The organism is Aeromicrobium sp. NPDC092404, assembly GCF_040684095.1.
Lineage (GTDB): Bacteria > Actinomycetota > Actinomycetes > Propionibacteriales > Nocardioidaceae > Aeromicrobium.
The window spans coordinates 166,063-186,048 of record NZ_JBFBFI010000002.1; the positions used below are offsets into that span (position 1 = coordinate 166,063).

General features: G+C 69.3%; 18 protein-coding genes. 10 read left to right on the top strand and 8 right to left on the bottom strand.

All coding sequences use genetic code 11. The features are described 5' to 3' along the window. Positions 1 to 7: 7 nt before the first annotated feature. The 4 genes from AB0N22_RS11205 to AB0N22_RS11220 all read right to left on the bottom strand — a co-directional run bounded on the left by AB0N22_RS11205 (position 8) and on the right by AB0N22_RS11220 (position 4,158). Positions 8 to 742, bottom strand: a complete 735-nt coding sequence (locus AB0N22_RS11205; protein WP_364639737.1) for a cobalt-precorrin-6A reductase — start codon at positions 740 to 742, stop codon at positions 8 to 10. Continuing rightward, positions 739 to 2,223 carry a cobyric acid synthase gene (locus AB0N22_RS11210; RefSeq protein ID WP_364639740.1) on the bottom strand — a complete coding sequence of 495 codons (1,485 nt, stop codon included), beginning with the start codon at positions 2,221 to 2,223 and terminating at the stop codon, positions 739 to 741. The genes AB0N22_RS11205 and AB0N22_RS11210 overlap by 4 nt, the downstream gene beginning before the upstream one ends. Further along, entirely contained in the window at positions 2,220 to 2,783 is a 564-nt protein-coding gene (locus AB0N22_RS11215; protein ID WP_364639743.1) for an antibiotic biosynthesis monooxygenase, read from the bottom strand. Before AB0N22_RS11215 ends, AB0N22_RS11210 begins: the two co-directional genes overlap by 4 nt. Positions 2,784 to 2,844: 61 nt before the next feature. Continuing rightward, entirely contained in the window at positions 2,845 to 4,158 is a 1,314-nt protein-coding gene (locus AB0N22_RS11220; RefSeq protein ID WP_364639746.1) for a DUF222 domain-containing protein, read from the bottom strand. Positions 4,159 to 4,401: 243 nt separating this feature from the next. On the opposite strand from AB0N22_RS11220, the gene AB0N22_RS11225 reads away from it, so the two are divergent. The 3 genes from AB0N22_RS11225 to AB0N22_RS11235 all read left to right on the top strand — a co-directional run bounded on the left by AB0N22_RS11225 (position 4,402) and on the right by AB0N22_RS11235 (position 7,975). Continuing rightward, on the top strand, positions 4,402 to 6,309 hold the full coding sequence (locus tag AB0N22_RS11225; protein ID WP_364639749.1) for an acyl-CoA dehydrogenase: 1,908 nt from the start codon (positions 4,402 to 4,404) through the stop codon (positions 6,307 to 6,309). 77 nt (positions 6,310 to 6,386) lie between these two features. Further along, on the top strand, positions 6,387 to 7,220 hold the full coding sequence (locus tag AB0N22_RS11230; RefSeq protein ID WP_364639751.1) for a hypothetical protein: 834 nt from the start codon (positions 6,387 to 6,389) through the stop codon (positions 7,218 to 7,220). Positions 7,221 to 7,411: 191 nt separating this feature from the next. Next, positions 7,412 to 7,975, top strand: a complete 564-nt coding sequence (locus tag AB0N22_RS11235) for a hypothetical protein (RefSeq protein WP_364639754.1) — start codon at positions 7,412 to 7,414, stop codon at positions 7,973 to 7,975. Positions 7,976 to 7,978: 3 nt separating this feature from the next. On the opposite strand, the gene AB0N22_RS11240 is transcribed toward AB0N22_RS11235, so the two are convergent. Then, positions 7,979 to 9,379, bottom strand: a complete 1,401-nt coding sequence (locus AB0N22_RS11240) for a class I SAM-dependent methyltransferase (RefSeq protein ID WP_364639757.1) — start codon at positions 9,377 to 9,379, stop codon at positions 7,979 to 7,981. Between the two features lie 55 nt (positions 9,380 to 9,434). Then, positions 9,435 to 9,938, bottom strand: a complete 504-nt coding sequence (locus AB0N22_RS11245) for a MarR family transcriptional regulator (RefSeq protein ID WP_364639760.1) — start codon at positions 9,936 to 9,938, stop codon at positions 9,435 to 9,437. A gap of 71 nt (positions 9,939 to 10,009) precedes the next feature. On the opposite strand from AB0N22_RS11245, the gene AB0N22_RS11250 reads away from it, so the two are divergent. The 4 genes from AB0N22_RS11250 (at position 10,010) to icmF (ending at position 16,002) form a co-directional block, all read left to right on the top strand. Continuing rightward, a complete protein-coding gene (locus tag AB0N22_RS11250; RefSeq protein ID WP_364639763.1) occupies positions 10,010 to 10,339 on the top strand; it encodes a type VII secretion target in 330 nt (109 codons plus the stop codon). Further along, positions 10,339 to 12,273 carry an alpha/beta hydrolase gene (locus tag AB0N22_RS11255; protein ID WP_364639766.1) on the top strand — a complete coding sequence of 645 codons (1,935 nt, stop codon included), beginning with the start codon at positions 10,339 to 10,341 and terminating at the stop codon, positions 12,271 to 12,273. Before AB0N22_RS11250 ends, AB0N22_RS11255 begins: the two co-directional genes overlap by 1 nt. Beyond that, entirely contained in the window at positions 12,270 to 12,707 is a 438-nt protein-coding gene (locus AB0N22_RS11260) for a hypothetical protein (protein ID WP_364639769.1), read from the top strand. The genes AB0N22_RS11255 and AB0N22_RS11260 overlap by 4 nt, the downstream gene beginning before the upstream one ends. Positions 12,708 to 12,771: 64 nt before the next feature. Further along, the gene (gene icmF, locus AB0N22_RS11265; protein WP_364639772.1) at positions 12,772 to 16,002 is read left to right on the top strand and encodes a fused isobutyryl-CoA mutase/GTPase IcmF; all 3,231 of its coding nucleotides are present in this window, start codon (positions 12,772 to 12,774) and stop codon (positions 16,000 to 16,002) included. A gap of 40 nt (positions 16,003 to 16,042) precedes the next feature. Here the strand turns inward: icmF and AB0N22_RS11270 are convergent, their stop codons facing one another. Further along, the gene (locus AB0N22_RS11270; RefSeq protein ID WP_364639774.1) at positions 16,043 to 16,333 is read right to left on the bottom strand and encodes a DUF1330 domain-containing protein; all 291 of its coding nucleotides are present in this window, start codon (positions 16,331 to 16,333) and stop codon (positions 16,043 to 16,045) included. A gap of 110 nt (positions 16,334 to 16,443) precedes the next feature. Between AB0N22_RS11270 and AB0N22_RS11275 the strand changes: the two genes are divergently transcribed. The 3 genes from AB0N22_RS11275 (at position 16,444) to AB0N22_RS11285 (ending at position 18,539) form a co-directional block, all read left to right on the top strand. After that, a complete protein-coding gene (locus AB0N22_RS11275; RefSeq protein WP_364639777.1) occupies positions 16,444 to 17,163 on the top strand; it encodes a hypothetical protein in 720 nt (239 codons plus the stop codon). 90 nt (positions 17,164 to 17,253) lie between these two features. Continuing rightward, positions 17,254 to 17,760 (top strand): hypothetical protein, encoded by a 507-nt coding sequence (locus tag AB0N22_RS11280; protein ID WP_364639780.1) that lies wholly within the window; start codon positions 17,254 to 17,256, stop codon positions 17,758 to 17,760. A 20-nt stretch (positions 17,761 to 17,780) separates the two neighbouring features. After that, entirely contained in the window at positions 17,781 to 18,539 is a 759-nt protein-coding gene (locus AB0N22_RS11285) for a helical backbone metal receptor (RefSeq protein WP_364639783.1), read from the top strand. On the opposite strand, the gene AB0N22_RS11290 is transcribed toward AB0N22_RS11285, so the two are convergent. Then, the gene (locus AB0N22_RS11290; protein ID WP_364639786.1) at positions 18,536 to 19,906 is read right to left on the bottom strand and encodes an NAD(P)/FAD-dependent oxidoreductase; all 1,371 of its coding nucleotides are present in this window, start codon (positions 19,904 to 19,906) and stop codon (positions 18,536 to 18,538) included. The two genes, AB0N22_RS11285 and AB0N22_RS11290, sit on opposite strands and share 4 nt — an antisense overlap. Between the last annotated feature and the right edge of the window lie 80 nt (positions 19,907 to 19,986).

Consider the following 19,986-nt stretch of genomic DNA (forward strand, 5'->3'; position numbering starts at 1 on the left):
AGGATCGTCACCGAAGGGCTGTGACCCAGGCGGCTGCGGCGGCCGGATCACCGACGATCTCGACGTCGGCCGGCACCGCGGAGCGCCGGACGATGACGACCTCGAGGCCACGCTCGTCGGCGACCTGCATCTTGGACCAGGTGTGGGACCCACCGGAGTCCTTGGTCACCAGCACGTCGACGTCCGCCATGACCTGCCGCTCCGCCTCGAGCTCGTAGGGCCCGCGGCTGAGCAGCAGCGTCCATGGCTCAGGCAGGGCGAAGTCGGGCTCGTCGACGACCCTGACCAGCGCGGGCTTGCCGGCCAGCGCGTCGACGAAGCGGTGCAGCGACTGGCGACCGACCGTGAGGAACGGCCGATCGCCCAACGTCGCGGTCAGGCCGGCGGCCTCGTCGTGGTCGTCGACCCAGTGCCACCGATCGGCACCGGGCGCGTCGGACCAGCCCGGACGCTCCAGCCTGAGCAGTGGCACGCCATCGGCGTGGCACGCCGCCTGGGCATTCGCGCTCATTCCCTCGGCGAACGGGTGCGTTGCGTCGACGACGGCGGAGATCCGCATCTCCATGAGGTACGACCGGAGGCCGGGCACGCCTCCGAACCCGCCGATCTGCACGGCGCCGACCGGCAGGCGCGGCCGGGCGACCCGGCCGGCCAGCGACGACACGAACCGGACGTTCGCGTCCTGGAGCAGCACCGCCAGCTCGCGCGCCTCGGCCGTGCCGCCCAGCAGCAGGACCGTCACGCCGTCGCCCCGGGCGGGAGGACCGGCACGACGGGCGGGCCCTGGGTGGCGATGGCGAGCAGGGCGTCGACGTCGAGATGGCGCTCCACGAGGTCGCCCAGCAGGTCGAGGCGCCGTTCGCGGCTCGCAGCGAAGCTGACGTCCGATGGCTCGTAGACCTGACCACTCAGCGCTGCCGCCTCAGCCAGGAATGCACCGCGGAACGCGTCGGACTCGAGGCTGCCGTGCCACATCGTGCCCAGCACGTGGGCCGACCGCGCACCGCCGAGGAAGGCCTCGTCCGCTCCCGCCGTGATGCGTCCGTGGTGGATCTCGTATCCCGTGACCTCGGTGCCCAGCGCCGTGCCGGACGGCAGCCGCAGGACCTTGTCGGCGCGAAAGGTCGTCGTGACGTCGAGCAGCCCCAGACCCTCGACCGAGGCACCGGGTTCGCCCTCGACCCCGTCGGGATCGTCGATCCTGCGGCCGAGCATCTGGAAGCCACCGCAGATGCCCAGGACCGGCAGCCCTGCCGCCGCGTGGGCCAGGATCGCCCGGTCGAGGCCACGGGAACGCAGCCAGCCGAGATCGGAGATCGTGGCGCGGGTGCCGGGCAGCACGATGACATCGGCGCCACTGAGGTCCTGCGGCTTGCCGGCGAACACGACGTCGACGCCGGGCTCCAGGCCCAGCGCGTCGACGTCGGTGAAGTTGCTGATGCGCGGCATCCGGACCACCGCGACCCGGAGTGTCGCGTCGCGATCGTCGGACCGCCGCCCCTCGAGGTCGAGGGCGTCCTCGGAGTCGAGCCACACATCGGGGCTCCATGGCAGGACGCCGAAGACACGACGGCCGGTGAGCGACTCGAGCCGGTCGAGCCCGGGACGCAGGAGCGTCTCGTCACCTCGGAACTTGTTGACCACGAACCCGGCGACGAGCCGCTGGTCGTCGGGCCCGAGGAGCGCGACGGTGCCGTACATCGCCGCGAACACCCCGCCGCGGTCGATGTCGCCGACGACGACCGTCGGGATGCCGGCATGCCGGGCGAGGCCCATGTTGACGTAGTCGCCGGCCCGCAGGTTGATCTCGGCCGGGCTGCCTGCGCCTTCGCTGACCACGAGGTCGAAGCGACCCGCCAGGTCGTCGTACGCCGCGTGGGCCGCTGCTGCCAGATGCGTCCGCCCGCCGATGAACTCGGCGGACGAGATCTCCCCGGCCGGTCGGCCCATCACCACGACGTGGCTCTTGCGGTCGCCGCCCGGCTTGAGGAGCACCGGATTCATCGCTGCCTCAGGGACGGCGCCGGCCGCGAGCGCCTGGATCCACTGGGCCCGGCCGATCTCCGCGCCGTCGCCGCACACCATCGAGTTGTTGGACATGTTCTGCGCCTTGTAGGGCGCGACCTTGATCCCGCGTCGCGCGAACGCCCGGCACAGACCCGTCGTGACGATGCTCTTGCCGGCGTCCGAGGTGGTGCCGGCGACCAGCAGGGAGCCGGTCACGCGCGGGCCTTGGTGAGCCAGCCGTGCAGCAGCCTGGTGATCCAGGGCAGCGCCAGGTAGGTCATGAGCGGCGTCATCACGGCCACACTGGCCAGCACCCTCAGCGGCAGCCACCAGTCGGCCGCCAGCTCCGTCGCGGCGTAGTTGGCGGCGAGGCTCAGGGGGAAGAAGACGATGAAGATCGCGCACATCTGCTTCCACCGCGGCGGCGCGGGCGGCGCAGACCGGAGGTCCTGCACGTCGACGCTCGACGGCTCGTCGAACCAGCCCTCGATGCCGGTGCGGTGCTCGCGCGCCGCCTCGTCGACGAAGCCCTGCGCCGAGTCGAGCCACCAACGACGCTGTGCCGACAGCTCCCACGCGTCGAGCGACTCCTGCGACGAGAACCGATAGAGCATGTGCCACTGCGCCGACGACTCCTCGGGGCGCACCCAGCCCGAGCCCAGGAATCCCTCGAACCGCTCCGCGAGCTCGGTGCCGGCCCGCAGCCACGCCAGCATCTGGTCCTCCTGCGACGGGTCCACTCGTCGCGTGATGGAGACGGTGACGGGCCCGGACATGGCACCAGCCTAGGACCGGGCGACCCTGTGTCATGGCCCGGTTCCTGCGCGCATGGGTGACTCAGGGTCGCCAGCGGTGATTCCGCTGCCAGGTGTCGGATCCGGGGGCGCGGTACTCGGGGGGGCCGTCGTCGGGATTCATGCGGATGGCCCATGGCTGGTCGTGGATGGTGCGGTGGTGGAAGGGGCAGAGCAGGACGCCGTCGTCGAGCTTGGTGGTTCCGCCGTGGGCCCAGGGGGTTCGCCAGTGGTGGGCTTCGGTCCATTCGGGTGGTCGGTCGCAGCCGGGGAAGGTGCATCCGCCGTCACGGTTCTCCAACCCTTGACGTTGGGTCTTGGTGAAGACCCGTTGCTCGTGCCCGTGGTCGAGGGGAAGTGACTTCCCGCCGAAGACCTGGGGGATGATCCCGAGCCGGCAGGCGAGCTGGCGGGTCTGTCCGGCTGAGAGGCGGGTTCCGGTGGACAAGGTGGCGGGCTTGATGCCGCGGGTGAGGGTGTCGTGGTCGAGACGCACGATGAGGGTCGCGCCGAGACCGCCCTTGCCGGGGAGGGTGTCGGCGGGCAGGTGACCGCACAGCTCGGCGAGTCCCATGCCGGCGCGGTGGCGGTGGTCCAGGTCGCGGTCGTAGTAGGACTCAGCGGCTGGGGTGTGGTCGTGCAGGTGGTCGCGGCGTGGTGCGCTGATCGCCTCGATCGCGGCGCGGAGCATGTCAGCCTGCGCGTCAGGGATGACGAACCCGCCACGGTGGGTGCCGTCACGGTTGTCGACCATCCAGAACTCCGCCCGACGCCACGCAGCCTTCTCGCGTGACTCCAGCTCGGCGTTCTCGATCTGGTCGACCTCAGGTGCTGGCTTGAACTGGTCGGTGACCCGCCGTGACCGGTTGCGCAGGTCCTTCAAGGTGAACCGGCCGGCGTCGCCGATCAGGGTGTCCTCGCACGCCTGCTTCTGCTCCGGGGTCGTGTCACCCGGCAGGTCCGCGACCGCGGAGGCGATGATCGACGCCTGGGCCGGTCCGATCTGTCCCTTGCCCAAGGCGTCCTGGGTCGCGGTCGCTGTCTGCAACGCCTTGCCGAGCTGGACCATCTGGTCACCGGCCCTGCGGTCGCCGCCGAACGACCCGGCCAGCATCGCCCCGGTCGACGACGCACCCTCGGACTTCGCCAACCCGGACGCGTCCAGCGCCCGTGCCGCAGCAACCTGCTGGGCCTTGACCCGGGCCTCGACGCGCATCAACCGCTCGACCAGCCCACGAACCGTCACCGGCTCCAGACCGTCCCAGCCACCCAACGGCATACGGTCCAACGCCGCCTCGATCTGCTCGACAGCACCCACCAACGGGTGCCGGAGCGAAGAGACCGGGGCAACGGACACGACAGACCTCGAGATCGAAACGGCGGTCGCACGCTTGGCCACTCTCAGGTGCGGCACACCCAAGCTCGATGCACCACGGGCCGGTCTCAGTCGGATCCAGTCAGTCGAGGGATTGCTGCGAAGACTTCACCCTCGACACCCACCACACTACCGAAGATCCCAGACATTGTCGAACACCTGTTCGAATGCTGAGACGAACAGGATGCCGTGCCGACCGCGCCCGACGCTAGTACCTTGTGGACCATGGCTCTCAGCGACGACGTCCGCATCGCCCTCGACGGAAAGTGGCGCCACGTGAGGGAGCAGGCCCGCAAGGACCTCGCCGAGCTCGACCTCGCATACGACCACGACCTGACCCTCGACGAGGCTCGCGCCCGGGTGCTCGAGCAGATGCACCAGCTCGTGCCAACCGGCATCCCCGCAGCCGGGTTCCGGGTGGAGAGCGGCGGCACCGGCGACCCGGGCATGTCGGTCACGGGCATCGAGATGCTCGCCCAGTTCGACCTGTCACTCATGGTCAAGGCCGGCGTGCAGTGGGGCCTGTTCGGTGGCGCGATCGAGAACCTCGGCACCGAGAAGCACCACGAGAAGTACATCCCCGGCCTCATCAACCTCGACATCCTCGGCTGCTTCGCCATGACCGAGACCGGTCACGGCAGCGACGTGCAGAGCCTCGAGACCACCGCGACGTACGACCTGGCGACGCAGGAGTTCGTCATCAACTCCCCCACGCCGTCGTCGCGCAAGGACTACATCGGCGGGGCCGCGGCGCACGCCCAGGTTGCTGCCGTGTTCGCCCAGCTCATCACCAAGGGTGAGAACCACGGCGTGCACTGCTTCGTCGTGCCGCTGCGCGACGACCAGGGCAACGACCTGCCCGGCATCACGACCTCGGACGACAAGCACAAGGGCGGCCTCGGTGCCGTCGACAACGGTCGCATCGTGTTCGACCACGTGCGCATCCCCCGCGTGAACCTGCTCAACAAGTACGGCCAGGTCGACGAGGGCGGCACCTACTCCTCGCCCATCGAGAGCACCAATGCGCGGTTCTTCACGATGCTCGGCACGCTGATCCGCGGCCGGGTCAGCGTCGGCGGCTCGGCCAGCGCGGCGACCGAGGTCGCCCTCAGCATCGCCGGTCGCTACGCCCTCAAGCGTCGCCAGTTCGGTCCGGAGCCGGGCAACGAGATCTTGCTCATGGACTACCGCATGCATCAGCGCCGCCTGCTGCCGCTGATCGCCCGGTCGTACGCCTACCGGTTCGCGCAGAACCAGCTCGTCGCCCGCATGCACAAGGTGCAGAGCGCCGCCGAGCCCCCGCCGCCGCACCAGCAGCGCGAGCTGGAGACCCGAGCCGCCGGGCTCAAGGCAGCTCAGACGTGGCACGCGACCCAGGCGATCCAGGAGGCGCGCGAGGCTTGCGGTGGTGCCGGCTACCTCGCGGAGAACCGGTTGACGACGCTCAAGGGCGACACCGACGTCTTCACGACGTTCGAGGGTGACAACCACGTCCTGTTTCAGCTCGTCGCCAAGGAGCTGCTCACGTCGTACGCGCAGGAGGTGGGCGGGCTGGACCCCGTCGGTCTCGTACGCTTCGCGGCCGGCACCGTCGCCGACGTCGTCAAGGAGCGCACTGCCGCCTCCCAGCTCATCCAGCGCCTCATCGACGCCCGACCCGGACGCAGCGACGACGACCACGACCTGCTCGACCGCGGCACGCAGCTCAGCCTGTTCGAGGACCGCGAGGAGCACGTGCTCGAGACCGCAGCGCGCCGCCTCCGCCGGGCGACCGACGGCGACAAGGCCGAGGCGTTCGCGGTCTTCAACGCCGCACAGGACCACGTCATCCGGGCCGGCCGGGTCCACATCGAGCGGGTCGTGCTCGAGGCCTTCACCGCCGGCATCGCCCGCTGCGAGAGCCCGGAGGCCCAGGAGCTGTTGCGTGACGTGTGCTCCCTCTATGCCCTCACGTCGATCGAGGAGGACCTGGCCTGGTTCATGGGCCACAACCGCCTCGCGGACACCCGCGCCAAGACCGTCACCTCGCTCGTCAACGAGCTGCTGGAGAAGCTGCGGCCCCACACCTTGACCCTGATCGAGGGATTCGGCGTCCCGGAAAGAACGCTGAACGCAGCAATGCTGAACGATTGAAGAAATCGTGTCCGTAACGCCCCGAGCCGTGGAAGACTGAGTCGACCTTTCACCCACCACCACTCGGGGAGACCTCCTTGCGTACATCCACCCTGGCCCGCGCCGGCGCCGTTCTGACCGCCTCCGCGCTCGCCTTCAGCCTCGGCACGGGCACCGCGTCCGCCGCCGAGGACGTCCAGATCGACAAGTCGTTCACCACCGTCCCGGAAGTGCCCCCGGTCAAGAAGGCTCCGAAGGTCAAGCTGGACCTCGGCGCCTCGCTCAAGCGATCGGCCGTTGAGCTCGCTCCGGGCGATCCCGACTTGACGACGTTCGCCTTGGCTCGTAACCAGGTCTTGTACTCCAAGGGCGACGGCAACTTCCTGCGTGGCACCGTGGTGATCGCCAATGAGCCCGCCGCGAAGTACAACCTCACGACGATGTTCATGAACGGCCACGAGTTCCTCGACTACAACCCCTACCTCGAGTCAGGGTTTGCAACCAAGGAACCGTTGGGCGGCGTGTGGGCCCCGTCCATCAAGGGTCCCGGCCTGTACGACTTCGGGCCTTCGGCCATCTTCTACAGCGACACCCCCGGCGACTACATCGAGGACACCACGCACAGCAACACCATCCGGGTCCGCAACGCCACGCGCGGCGAGACCACCTACTACAGGTCGGGCCGCTACCACAAGGTCACTGCGAGCATCAAGGTGTTCAAGCCCAGCGTCGGAATCTTCGGCGGTGGCATCACCTCGGCGCGGCTCCAGTACAAGTCTGGCGGCACGTGGAAGGCGTACAAGACGATCAAGCTGAACAAGTACGGCAAGGGTTCCGTCTCGTGGTCGACCTCGTCGAAGCGCACCTACCGCGTCCTGGTCCCGACGACGCTGTCGGTTCAGGGCGACAACGACGGCGGCACGTACTTCTGAGTCCCGAGCCGCCGCACGACGCATGACCTGACGAAGGCCCCCACGCACCGTGGGGGCCTTCGCTGTTTGCGGCAAATGGCCCTCGTGCGGCACCGATCGCACCTAGACTCATCACGCGCGTCACCCCTCGCCACGGATGACTGCGGCTCATCACACGAGCACCACTCCCGGCAGGCACATCGAGGAATCCCATGAAGAGGTCACTGCTCGCGGTCGGTGCTGCGGTGGGAGCGATCACGGTCGTCGGGGCGACGGTGGCGGTCTCCGAGGTCATCGTGTCGCCCGCGCACGACGTGCAGGACCAGCTGATCCACCGCGGCGGGGTGGTCCGGCTCGGCAAGGTCGTGAGCCTCCACACCAACCCGTCCCATGCCTCGGTCGGGCTGACTGCGACCGAGCTCGTCAGAGGTTGCTATCTCCGCGTGCTGTTCGACACGGCACCGGGTGAGCAGATCGTCAGCATCGAGGTCGACGAGGACGAGACGCTGTCCAAGCTGGGGATCGTGGCAGGCGCCTCGGGTGGCAACGGCTACGCGAACGTCTACCTCTACCGCAACGGCCGGCCGGTGTGCGCCAACAACGTGACCCTCCCGCCGTCGGCCAACCTGTGGTTCCACGTCATGAACCTGGCCCCGAAGAAGACCGACGTCGAGGAGCTCGAGCCTGCGCCGGCGCCGACCCCGCCGCTCGAGCCGCAGCAGCGCACCGTTCCCCAGGACGCGCGCGCGACCATCACCCCGGCACCTGCCGGCTGAGAGTCAGGGCAGGACCGAGGCGGCGATCCTGACGGCCACCGATCCGCCATCGCGCAGGGTGAAGGCGACGTCCACGTGATCCGTCCGATCGACCTTGTCGTGGCGCGACGAGACGAACCGCGAGTCCGTCTCCCCGGGTCGTACCTTGACGGCGACCTCGCCCTCGGGTGGCTGGGCGACCACCCACTCCCACCGGCAGGTCTCGGTTGGTCCGGAGCGGGCGACGACCGTGACGCTCTCGAGGCCCTCGACCTCCGCGAAGTCGAAGGCCAGGCGCAAGGATTCCAGGCCCGGCACCGGGAACCGCACCCCGCCGGAGGCAGCGAACCGGGTCGCAACCGTCACGCCGTCCTCGAGGTCGAGGCCGGCCGGCTCAACACCGTCCGGCGAGACGGCGTAGTCGGCAGACGACACGTCGAGGAAGTCGAAGCTCCTGGTCAGCGGCACCTCGACCCGGGTGGGCGGACGATGCGTGGCGTCACGCACCCGCTGCGACAGCCCGGGATCGCGATTGGCGACGACCAACGCCCACACGTTCGACAGCGGCTCGACGTGGTGGGCGTGGAGGCCGGCCGCGTCGAGCATCTGCTTCAACCGGGCGACCCCGAAGACCGAGACGTGTCCCCAGACCCCCTCCAGGCGGCCGATGAGGGGGACCGTGAAGATCAGGTCCGCGCCGTCGGGCAGCGCGTCCGCGAGCGTACGCAGCGCCAGCTCGGCGTCGGGCACGTGCTCGAGGACCTCGCAGCAGATGACCAGGTCGGCACCGGCGGCCTCGATCTTCTCCCGCGTGAGGTCGTAGAGATCGCCCTTCTCGAGCGTCATGGCCGCGTCGTCCAGGCCGTTGGTGGCGAACAATGCCTGCGCGTCAGCCATGTAGGTGTCGACGATGTCGATGCCGTGATAGCTCACGACGCCCCTGCCCTTGATCAGCTGCGCGCCGAGGAACCCCCGGCCGAAGCCGACGTCGAAGACCCGGTCGCCGGGACGGGCGAAGTCCATCATGCGCCGGAAGCGCAGCCGGTTGTTGAGGCTCTGGTGCGCCGGCCCCAGCCCGTCGGGCGACCTGAGGTCGACGATGGTCTCCTCGGTGTAGGCCCGCCACGCGTCGACCTCGCGCCCGAACACCTGCCGCGCGCCCAGCACCGACAGCCGTTCGTATGCATCGACGAGCTGCCAGCCCGCGCGCACGGCCAGTGCCTCCGTCGGGTCCGAGACCTCGCGGTCCACGGTGGGCTCGACGTCGGCCGGCTTGGGCACGACCCGGATCCAGCGTCCGGGGATCCCACCGGGCCCGGCAGCCCGCGCGAGGCCCTCAGTGCGGGGGGCCGGGGGTCCGCCGGACGAGCCCTTCGTGCTGGACAGCCTGCGCACGATCCCCCCGAGAACGCTGCGTGAACCCATGCGGGGAGCCTAGAGGACAGCCACGCGGTCTGCTGACGTCAGCGCAGCCCTGGGTTCAGTCGAAGTCGCCGGCAGAGGACCTGAGGTGGCGCAGGAGGTCGTAGGTCCTGTCCTGCTGCTCGGCGTCGAGGCCCTTGATGGCGAAGTCGATCGACATGATCTGCTCGGTCGCCTTGGCGAGGACTCTCTCGCCCTCGGCGGTGAGCTCCGCGAACGTCCGGCGGCGGTCCTCGACGTCCGCGACCCGCTTGACCAGGCCCTGGGCCTCGAGCCGGTCCATCGCGTTCGTCACGGACGTCGGGTGCACCATGAGGCGCTCGCCGATCTTGCTCAGCGGCAACCGCCCGGACGAGCTGAACGACAGCAGCACCAGGACCTCGAAGCGGGCGAACGTGATGCCGTACGGCTTGAGGGCCGCGTCGAGCTCCGCGATGATCAGCTGCTGCACCCGCATGATCGAGGTGGCCAGCCGCATCGAGGTGGGGTCGCCGATGTGCTTGGTCCACAGCTCCGAGGCGCGCTCGATCGGGTCGAACGGCAGCTTCGGGTCGGTCGGCACCGCACCATCGTATGGGAACCCGGCGGTGGCTGACCGCTTTCGTGACGGCGACATCGCGGTAGCCTGTCACCATGACCGGGGGGCTCGAAGTCTGGCTCGACAGTCTGCGGACGGCCGGCGCCGAGTGGGACGACCAGGCGGAGGAGCTGCGCAAGGCGCGGCGGGCGCTTCACGACGGATCGTCGTCCGTCGACGAGCTGGGTTCTCGTGTCGCTCCGGCCGCTGAAGTCTTCCTGGACGCCTGGATCACCGGGCTGGCCGCGCGAGTGGACGAGGCCGCCGAGCACGCGACGGCGCTGACGGACGCTGCCGCCACCTATGCCGCGACCGACGCGGCACGGTCGGCCGAGCTCGCCAACCTGTTGGCGTGGGACGACCGCAACCTGCGGCCGGAGCGTTGATGGCCACCGTCGTCATCCCGGCACCGCCCCCGGCCGTCCCGCCCCTCGACGCCGACCCCAAGGCCTCGTCGGTGTCGTCGGCCCTTCGCCGCGCCGGCAGCACCACCTCATCGGTCGCCGACTGGGCGCACGACAGCGGTGCGCCCGCCGACTGGTCGGGCGATGCCGCCGAGGCTGCCAGCCACGCTCGCACGTCCTTCGCGGCCGAGCTCGACGTGGTGGTCGCGGTCGTCGCGCACGTGGCCGCCGCCTGCGAGCGCTACGAGGCAGCGATCAGCGGTCTGGACTCCCAGCGCGAGACGCTGATCGACGAGCGCGCTGCCCTCGCCGACCGGCAGAACGACTTCGCGCGGCGGGCCGCTTCCTACGAGGAGGACGAGGAAGCCGCCCTCGTCAGTGAGGCGAACACACTGCAGGGCGACATCGATGCGTACGTCGGACGGGTCGAGTCCTGGCAGACGTCCCTCACCCGCGCCGAGGACACCCTCATCGCCGCATTCCAGTCGGTCGACAGCCCGGCCGAGGCCGACCAGTTCGCGGCCGCCCAGTCGCAGGGCGTGCAGGCCGTCATGGACCGGCTCGTCGACAGCGGGACGCTCCCGGAGGAGGTGCGCGGCATGGATGCCACGCAGCTCCGCGAGTACCTCGTCGACCATCCCGACGTCGCGCGCACCCTCATGGAGCAGTCGCCCATGCCTGGCGCCACCGGCCCCGAGGGCCTGCTGGCCGGGCTGGTGCAGCCGGCCTTCACCACGCCCGGCGGCGCCGGCGAGCTGCACGAGCAGCGGCGCGATGATGCCCGAGCGCTGTTCGAAGGGTTGTCGCCCGCCGACGCCAGCCTGCTGGCGACCCTGTTCCCCAGCACCGTCGGGGGCCTGTCCGGCGTCCCGTTCGAGTACCGGGCCGACGCGAACGCCGTCGGTGTCGTCGTCGCCCTGGACGACGAGCGGGCCAACCTGGACGACCTGCAGGACCGGCACGACCACAACCAGGAGGACGGGGACCTCTTCGGGTTGAACAACGACGACCTCGAGGGTGACATCGGCGACGCCGAGGACCGCATCGCGCTCTACGAGTCGATCCTCGACAACGACCGCCAGATCATCCTGTTCGACCCTTCGGGCGACGGCGCGATCGCCGAGCTGCACGGCGACATCGGTGCCGACACCCAGAACGTCGGCGTCAGCGTGCCAGGCACCACGACCGACATGTCCAGCTTCCAGGGCGTCGCCAACAAGTCCGACGCGTTCGTGGCCGACTCCGACGGCGATCTCGCGATGATCTCGTGGATGGGCGGTGACCTGCCTGACGACATCGTGCAGGATGCCCCCTTCGCCAACTACGCACACGATCTCGGCCCGTCGCTGGCCGACTTCTCGCACGACGTCCGCCAAGAGATCAACCACTCAGCCGCAGCCCCCAACGACGCGCAGACGACATACCTCGGCCACTCTTATGGCGGCGCCGTCGTGGGCCGGGCCGAGCTGTCGGGGCTCGATGCCGACCGCGTGCTCCATGTCGAGTCCGCAGGCATGGGCCACGACATCCAGTCACCGGACGACCTGCCCGACTCCCAGGACGGGGTCGATCGGTACTCGATGACTGCGCCGGGCGACATCATCGGCGACATCCAAGGCACCCAGGTGGGCGACAACATCGGCCACGGGGCTGATCCTGACGAGTTCGAGGGCACCATCCGCCTCGACACGGGCAACAAGGCTGACGGCACTCCCAACATCGGGGTCGAGTCCCACTCGGACGTCTTCCTGCGCCAGTCGGATGCGTACTTCAACATGCTCGAGGTGTTGAACGGCGGCACCGTGACGACGTATCGCGAGCCCGAGTACGAGGATCCGCCGTTGTACCCTCATCCCGGCTGGACTCCCGAGCAGACCGGTTGGAAGACGCCAGGCGATCGGATCGACATCGAATGAGGAAGCTCATCATCACCGCCGCCATCGCTGCCGGACTCATGAGCACCACGGGATGCGGACCCCAGGAGGACGACATGAAGGACAAGACGATCGAGGCTGCAGCAGCTGAGGCGCGCGCAGACATCGACGCCCTGGCGGCACTTCTGGGATCGTCGCCCGAGGTGAGGCAGGACGTCATCTCCGACTGCGTTCCCGGCGACGACGCGTCCGGCAAGACCCTCGACTACGCCGTCCGCGTCCAGGTCGAGCCCGGCACCCTGGGACGTCTCAAGACCGAGGTCGCCGAGCAGTACGAGGCCGACGGCTGGCAGGTCAAGCTCGACCCCGGAACCAACAGCGTGCGATTCGCCAAGGGCAGCGAGACCATCGGCGCCAGGGTCTTCGAGGACCGTGGCAGTGCCGTGGTCAGCGGCTCCGGCGGCTGCGTGAAGTGAGGCCGCACCACCGACTTTAGTTGGATGTCCTAGTATTGGACTTCCACAGACATTTGGAGCCTCGATGCCTGACCTGCACACCCCGTCGCACCCGGTCCGCTTCGTCACCGCCTCAGCGTTGTTCGACGGGCACGACGCGTCGATCAACATCATGCGCCGCATCCTCCAGTCGCAGGGTGCCGAGGTCATCCACCTCGGGCACAACCGTTCGGTGCAGGAGGTCGTCGACGCCGCGATCGACGAGGACGTGCAGGGCGTCGCGGTCAGCTCCTACCAAGGTGGCCACGTCGAGTACTTCGAGTACCTCGTCGAGTCGTTGCGCGAGCGAGGCGCCGGACACGTCAAGGTGTACGGCGGGGGTGGTGGCGTCATCGTCCCCGAGGAGATCAGCAGGCTGCGCCACGCCGGCGTCACGATCTTCTCGCCCGAGGACGGCCAGCGCCTCGGGCTCGCCGTGATGATCAACACGATGATCGAGTCCTGCGACCTCGACCTGTGGGACCAACAGCAGACCCGCGCCGACGCCGTGCTGTCCGGCGATCGGGGCGCCCTGGCCCGCGCCATCACCGGCGCCGAGCTCGGTCAGCTCGACGCCGCGTTCCTCGACCCCATCCGCGCCGCGGCGACCTCGTCGGGCACCCCGGTCCTCGGGATCACGGGCACCGGAGGCTCCGGAAAGTCCTCGCTGACCGACGAGCTCGTGCGCCGGTTCCGTCTCGACCAGCAGGACAAGCTCAGCATCGGCGTCATCGCGGTCGACCCCACGCGACGTCGCGGCGGGGGCGCCCTGCTGGGTGACCGCATCCGGATGAACTCGCTCGACGGCGACCGCATCTACTTCCGGTCGCTCGCGACCCGCGGCAGCCACGAGCTGCCCGACTGCCTGCCGGTCGTCATCGACCTGCTCAAGGCGGCCGGGCACGACCTCGTGATCGTCGAGACCCCCGGCATCGGCCAGGGCGACGCTGCGATCGTGCCCTTCGTCGACACGGCGATGTACGTCATGACGCCCGAGTTCGGCGCCGCGTCGCAGCTCGAGAAGATCGACATGCTCGACTTCGCCGACGTCGTCGCGATCAACAAGTTCGAACGCCGCGGCGCCAAGGACGCCCTCCGCGACGTCGGGCGCCAGCTCGTCCGCAACCGCGAGGCGTTCGGCTCGAAGCCCGAGGACATGCCGGTGTTCGGCACCTCGGCCGCCACGTTCAACGACGACGGCGTGACGGCACTGTTCCAGCACCTCGTGTCGATCCTCGAGCCCGAGGGCCTGTCGGTGTCCGAGGGCATCCTGCCGGTCACCGACATGAAGTTCTCGAGCGGCATCGACCAGGTCGTGCCACCCGAGCGCACGCGCTACCTCGCCGAGATCACCGAGACCGTACGCGCGTACCACGCGACCACGGACGACCTGGTCGCCAAGGCTCGTCGGCTCCAGCGCCTCGAGGCCGTGGCGGCCGAGGACGACCTCTCGGCCGGCTCGAGGACCGAGCTCGGCGAGCTGGTCGAGGACGCCCGGAAGGACCTCCCCCACGAGATCCGGGAGCAGATCGAGGGCTGGCCTGCCGTCGTCGAGACCTACTCCGGCGACGAGCTCGTCGTCCGGATCCGCGAGACCGACAACCGCACCGCCCTGTCCCGGGAGTCGCTGTCGGGCACCAAGGTCCGTCGCGTCAGCCTGCCGAAGCACGCCGACCACGGTGACCTGGTGTCCTACTGGCGGCGCGAGAACCTGCCGGGGCACTTCCCGTTCACGGCCGGGGTGTTCCCGTTCAAGCGAGACGGCGAGGACCCCGCCCGCATGTTCGCCGGCGAGGGCGACCCGTTCCGCACCAACCGCCGCTTCAAGCTCCTGTCGGAGGACGGCGACGCGACCCGGCTGTCGACCGCGTTCGACTCGGTCACCCTGTACGGCCGCGACCCCGATCTCCGCCCCGACATCTACGGCAAGGTCGGCACGTCGGGCGTCTCGGTCGCGACGCTCGACGACATGAAGGCGCTCTACGACGGCTTCGACCTGGTGTCGCCGTCGACGTCGGTGTCGATGACGATCAACGGCCCCGCACCGACCGTGCTCGCGTTCTTCCTCAACACCGTGATCGACCAGCAGGTCGAGGTGTTCCGTGCCGAGCACGGCCGCGAGCCCGACGCCGAGGAGCACGCCGTCCTGAAGTCGTACGCGCTGCAGAACGTCCGCGGCACGGTGCAGGCCGACATCCTCAAGGAGGACCAGGGCCAGAACACCTGCTTGTTCTCCACCGAGTTCAGCCTGCGGATGATGGCCGACATCCAGGAGTGGTTCATCGAGCACCAGGTGCGCAACTTCTACTCCGTCAGCATCTCGGGCTATCACATCGCCGAGGCCGGGGCGAACCCCATCAGCCAGCTGGCGTTCACGCTCGCCAACGGGTTCACGTACGTCGAGGCCTACCTCGCGCGTGGCATGGACATCGACGACTTCGCGCCCAACCTGTCGTTCTTCTTCTCCAACGGCATGGACGTCGAGTACTCCGTGCTGGGCCGGGTCGCCCGCCGCATCTGGGCCATCACGATGCGCGACAAGTACGGCGCCAACGAGCGGTCGCAGAAGCTCAAGTACCACGTGCAGACGTCAGGCCGCTCCCTGCACGCGCAGGAGATGAGCTTCAACGACATCCGCACGACGCTGCAGGCGCTCATCGCGATCTACGACAACGCCAACAGCCTGCACACCAACGCGTACGACGAGGCCGTCACGACCCCGTCCGAGGAGTCCGTGCGTCGCGCCCTGGCGATCCAGCTCGTCATCAACCGCGAGTGGGGCCTGGCGATGAACGAGAACCCGACCCAGGGTGCGTACGTCATCGACGAGCTGACCGACCTGCTCGAGGAGGCCGTGCTCGCCGAGTTCGACCGCATCAACGAGCGCGGTGGCGTGCTCGGCGCAATGGAGACCGGCTACCAGCGCGGGCGCATCCAGGACGAGTCGATGCTCTACGAGCAGCGCAAGCACGACGGGTCGCTGCCGATCGTCGGGGTCAACACGTTCCGCAACCCCCACGCCGACGACCTGGAGCCGCCGACGGTCGAGCTGGCGCGGGCGACCGAGGCCGAGAAGTCGTCGCAGCTCGAGCGCGTCCAGACGTTCCAGCAGACGCATCGCGACGAGGCGGCCGAGGCGATCGCGCGCCTCAAGCAGGCGGCGATCAACCACGAGAACGTCTTCGCGGTGCTGATGGACGCGGCCCGGGTCTGCTCCCTTCAGCAGGTCACCGAGGCGTTCTTCGAGGTCGGCGGTCAGTACCGGCGCAACGTCTGACCGCTCGGCACACCGTCGAGCGGCACCGAGCAGGCGCTGCTCACTCGATCCCGTCGATGACCCGGATCTCGCGCTCGGCGCCGTCGCCCAGTGCCTCGAGGGCCGCTTGGTAGCCGGCGCTGTGATACGCCGCAACGGCGGCGTCGACGCTCTCGAAGCGGATCAGGGTCGTGCGCTCGGTCGTGCCGGCCTCGAAGGCATGCGCCGGGTTGCCGCGGGCGAGGAAGGTGCCGCCGGCAGCGCGCATCGCCGGGCCGGCGAGCTCGACGTAGGCGGCGAGCCGCTCCTCGTCGTGGATCGCGGTGAACGTGTTGATCCAGTAGGCAACCATGTCGGGCCTTTCGTCGTTGGTGGTCGTCAGCGCGCGAGGTCGACGGCGACTCCAGACTACGGCGGCCGGGCGCGCGAGCGCCTGAGCCCGCCCGGGTCTAGCGTGCAACCATGAGCGCCGCAGAGGATGCCGTCAAGAAGGAGCTGAAGGCACGCCGCAACGCCAACGGAGAGAACCGCCTCCCGCCGGCGGCCGCGGTCGTCGTGGCCGCCCTCGCGTACGCCCTGTTGCCTGCCTCGCTGCTCGTCGGGCCGCGCTACGTCATCCCCGGCATCGAGCTCGCACTGCTGATCGCCCTTGTCGCGACGAACCCCCGCCGCATGACCCGCGAGACCCGGTGGTCCCGCAATGCGTCGATCGCGCTCGCCTGCCTCGTGATCATCGCCAACATGATCGCGCTGGGCATGCTGGTCCACTCGATGACCGAGAAGAGCTCGTCCGGGGAGCCGCTGCTCCTGGCGGCGATGCAGGTGTGGGTCACCAACGTCATCGGCTTCGCCCTGTTGTACTGGGAGCTCGACCGGGGTGGTCCCGTGGCTCGACGGGTCAAGCCCCACAAGGAGATGGCACCGGCGGACTGGCGGTTCTCGCAGGACGAGAACCACGACGCCGTCGAGGAGGTCGCCGCGTCCGCCAGCAAGGGCTCCGGCTGGATCCCGACCTTCGTCGACTACCTGTACGTCTCGCTGACCAACTCGAGCGCGTTCAGCCCGACCGACACGATGCCCCTGACGTCCCGCGCGAAGATCCTGATGGGCATCGAGGCCACCTCGGCCCTCCTCGTCTCCCTCCTCGTCATCGCCCGTGCCGTGGGATCGCTCCAGGGCTGAGCGGGTTGACGATCGCGCAAGCGGGTACGTCATACGGGATATCGGCACGTCTCGGCGACGAGGCGAGCCGCCCGAGAGAGGGAGATCGACATGGACGACATGAACTGGTGGGTGTGGGCGCTCATCGCCCTCGCGGTCATCGCGCTCCTCGCGCTGATCGCGATCAGCCTGCGCAACCGGGCCCGCGTCAAGGCGGTCCAACGCGATCGGCACCGTGCTGGTGAGCTCCGCGAGGAGGCCGAGGTCAGTGCTGTCGAGGCGAGTCGCCGAGAGGCCGACGCCGCCGCCGCTCGCGCCGAGGCCGAGCAGGCCCGCATCGCAGCGGAGCAGCTCGAGCGGCAGGCACAGCAGCACGAGCGGGACGCCGGCGACGTACGCGCCGAGGCCGGCGACCGCCTCGCCAAGGCTGACGAGATCGATCCCGACGTCGACGATCGCACCCTGGCGGCCGACGGCGGCACGGGCACACACCGAGGCATCGCTGACGATGCCTCGCGCGACGACCAGCTCACTGGCGACGGCCGGCGAGACGACCCGCTTCTCGAGGACGGGTCCACGGGCGAGCACGTCCGCGACACGCGGCGCGACATCCCGTAGGCCCCGCCCAGGGTGACGACATGACCCTCCCGTCGGACGACCTCGGCCATCCGGTCGACCTGGTGCGTCCGGCGCGGAGGGTCGTGTCGCTCGTGCCCTCGCTGACCGAGGCGGTCGCCGCGACCCAGCCAGAGGCGCTGGTGGGCGCCACCGACTGGTGCACCCATCCCGCCGGTCTCGAGGTGACGCGGGTGCGCGGCACCAAGAATCCCGACCGGTCCGCGATCACCGCCCTCGCGCCGGACCTGGTGCTGGCCAACCGCGAGGAGAACCGCGAGCTCGACGTCGATCGCCTGCGCGCCGCCGGGATCGCCGTGTGGGTCACGGTCATCGAGACGGTCGACGAGGCCTTCGCCTCGATGGAGCGGATGTTCGTCGACGCCCTCGGGTGGGACTCACCGTCGTGGCTCGACGAGGCGCGTGCCGTGTGGGCCGAGCCGGCCCCGGAGTCGGGCCGCCGCGTGGCCATCCCGATCTGGCGCGACCCCTGGATGGTCGTGGGAGGGCGTACGTTCACCGGCGACCTCGTCGCCCGTCTGGGACTCGTCAACGCCTTCGACGGCGGCACCGAGCGATACCCGAGGGTCGACCTCGCCGACATCGACTCCCTCGACGTCGACCTCGTCCTGCTGCCGGACGAGCCGTACGTCTTCACCGCCGACGACGGCCCCGAGGCGTTCGAGCACACGCCGACCCGCTTGGTCTCAGGACGATCACTGACCTGGTACGGACCGTCGATGCTGACGGCGCGGGCCGAGCTCGAGTCGACGCTCGACTAGCTCTTGTCCGCGGCCTTGGCCGCTGTGGCCTTGCGGGCGGCTGCGCGTGAGACGGCCTTGCGAGGCTCCCGGGCGTCGACCGTGACGGGCTTGAGCGCGACGACCGGTGGCGTCTCGCCGACGATCGCGTTGTGGCTGCCCCACACGAGGTACTTGGCCGTGAGGTTGATCATCGTGGCGAACCGGTTGCGGTTGCCGAGCAGGGTCGCGACGTGCAGGCCGACCCAGATGATCCACGCGGGGAACCCGGTGAGTCGCGGCAGGAACTTGATCTCGGCGACGGCCGAGGAACGGCCGATCGTCGCCATCGTGCCCTTGTCCTTGTACTTGAACGGCTTGATCGTCTTGCCGCCGAGCTCGGCCCGGATGACCTTCGCGGCGTGCTTGCCACCCTGGATGGCCGGCTGGGCGAGCTGCGGTAGCGGCTCGTCGGGGCTGACGGAGACGTCGCCGATCGCGAACACGTTGCTCATGCCCTTGACCCGCAGGTGCTCATCGGTCTCGATGCGCCCGCCGCGGCCCTGGGGCACGGACCAGCCCTGCACCGTGGGGTGCGCGGTGATGCCGCTGGCCCAGACGACGATGCCGGCGGGCAAGAACTCCTGCTTGCCGTCGTGCTCGACCAGCACGCCGTCCTCGCGGACCTCCTTGACGGCGGTCTCGAGGCGCAGGTCGACATCGCGCTTCTCGAGCGACTTGCGGGCGTAGTCGCGCAGCTTGGGATGGAACGGCCCCAGCACGTGCGGCATCATCTCGATCAAGGTGATGTGCACGCGCTTGCGGTCGAGCTCGGGATAGGTCACCGGCATGTCGTTGTTGCGCAGCTCGGCGAACGCACCGGCGGTCTCGACGCCGGTGGCGCCGCCACCGACGACGATGATGCGCAGGTCGCGGTCCTGGCCGTTGACCGCGGCGTCCTCGAGGGCGGCGAACATCTTGTCGCGCACCGCGAGCGCCTGCGAACGGCGGTAGAGCGGCATGGCGAGCTCTGCAGCACCGGGGATGCCGAAGTAGTTGGCGGTGACGCCCACGGCGATGACCAGGTAGTCGTACTTGACCTCGACGCCGCCGTCGAGCTTGAGCGTCTTGGTCTCGTGGTCCATCGACTCGACGAGGCCCTTGAGGAAGCGCACGTTGCTCTGCTTGGCGCGGATCGCGCGCAGGAACCAGGTGATGTCGCCGGGGTTGAGGCTGGCGGTCGCGACCTGGTAGAGCAGTGGCTGGAACGTGTTGTAGGTGTGCCGATCGATCAGCGTCACGTCGACGTCGGCGCGCTTGAGCTTGCGAACTGCAGCGATGCCTCCGAAGCCGCCTCCGACCACGACGACGTGAGGACGTTTCTGACCGGCTGCGGTGCTGTCTGGCATGCCTTCAGTCTATCGAGTCGCACTGCCATGACGCACATCGCGGAGGGGTGCTGTGACCACTCTCATGTCCGGACAAAATG

Bases quoted from the DNA above. Each gene is read 5' to 3' on its own strand.
- AB0N22_RS11215 (WP_364639743.1), bottom strand. From the start codon at position 2,783: ATGTCCGGGCCCGTCACCGTCTCCATCACGCGACGAGTGGACCCGTCG.
- AB0N22_RS11260 (WP_364639769.1), top strand. From the start codon at position 12,270: ATGAGGAAGCTCATCATCACCGCCGCCATCGCTGCCGGACTCATGAGC.
- AB0N22_RS11275 (WP_364639777.1), top strand. From the start codon at position 16,444: ATGAGCGCCGCAGAGGATGCCGTCAAGAAGGAGCTGAAGGCACGCCGC.
- icmF (WP_364639772.1), top strand. From the start codon at position 12,772: ATGCCTGACCTGCACACCCCGTCGCACCCGGTCCGCTTCGTCACCGCC.
- AB0N22_RS11270 (WP_364639774.1), bottom strand. From the start codon at position 16,333: ATGGTTGCCTACTGGATCAACACGTTCACCGCGATCCACGACGAGGAG.
- AB0N22_RS11285 (WP_364639783.1), top strand. From the start codon at position 17,781: ATGACCCTCCCGTCGGACGACCTCGGCCATCCGGTCGACCTGGTGCGT.
- AB0N22_RS11235 (WP_364639754.1), top strand. From the start codon at position 7,412: ATGAAGAGGTCACTGCTCGCGGTCGGTGCTGCGGTGGGAGCGATCACG.
- AB0N22_RS11225 (WP_364639749.1), top strand. From the start codon at position 4,402: ATGGCTCTCAGCGACGACGTCCGCATCGCCCTCGACGGAAAGTGGCGC.
- AB0N22_RS11255 (WP_364639766.1), top strand. From the start codon at position 10,339: ATGGCCACCGTCGTCATCCCGGCACCGCCCCCGGCCGTCCCGCCCCTC.
- AB0N22_RS11280 (WP_364639780.1), top strand. From the start codon at position 17,254: ATGGACGACATGAACTGGTGGGTGTGGGCGCTCATCGCCCTCGCGGTC.
- AB0N22_RS11250 (WP_364639763.1), top strand. From the start codon at position 10,010: ATGACCGGGGGGCTCGAAGTCTGGCTCGACAGTCTGCGGACGGCCGGC.
- AB0N22_RS11240 (WP_364639757.1), bottom strand. From the start codon at position 9,379: ATGGGTTCACGCAGCGTTCTCGGGGGGATCGTGCGCAGGCTGTCCAGC.
- AB0N22_RS11290 (WP_364639786.1), bottom strand. From the start codon at position 19,906: ATGCCAGACAGCACCGCAGCCGGTCAGAAACGTCCTCACGTCGTCGTG.